The sequence below is a fragment of the Flavobacterium maritimum genome, assembly GCF_040049085.1.
GTDB classification, from domain to species: Bacteria; Bacteroidota; Bacteroidia; order Flavobacteriales; family Flavobacteriaceae; genus Flavobacterium; species Flavobacterium maritimum.
The window spans coordinates 1-581 of sequence record NZ_JBDLZY010000030.1 but is presented as its reverse complement, the minus strand read 5'-3'; the positions used below and the strand labels follow the sequence as shown (position 1 = coordinate 581).

At 29.3% G+C, this 581-nt stretch carries 1 pseudogene; it reads right to left on the bottom strand.

What is annotated here, in order from left to right:
• Nucleotides 1–581: pseudogene (locus tag ABEB23_RS18135) on the bottom strand (SusC/RagA family TonB-linked outer membrane protein); the annotation flags it as partial.

Here is a 581-nt window from a genome sequence, read left to right as displayed (position 1 = left end):
AAATTGGTATTGATTTTAGCAATCAAATCCCCATAACGCTGCGTACTTAATGTCCCCACATTTATATATCTACCATTTATATGAGATAATGAAGTATTTGTAGTAGCGTATATTCTTTTATCAAAATCATTTTCAATTCTGTTATAGCTATATCTTGCAGCAATACTTAACCAGTTGTTTGCTTTATAATCTACAGCTAGGTTTCCATTAAAGAAACTATCAGTATCAACAGATTTGTTTCTGTTGATTAACCAATATGGGTTTTGTACATATATATCTGAAGTAGAATAAAAATTTTGTCCGTATAAATTTCTTGAAGGGATAAAAGTTTCATAATTATCTCTGTAAAAATTAAAATCGTTTGCTCTCTGGAATAAATATACTCCTGTCAAAGGATTTGAATAAAGTCCATTAACCGGCCTGTTATCAATCGTTTGGCTTGTATATTTAGCATCAGCAGAAACAGTTAATTTATTATTGAAAAATTTACCTGTCTGACGTATTCCAAAATTATTTTTCTTTAATCCATTTCCTTCTATAATTCCTGAAGCAGAAGTATTTGCATAAGACAAACTAGTTGT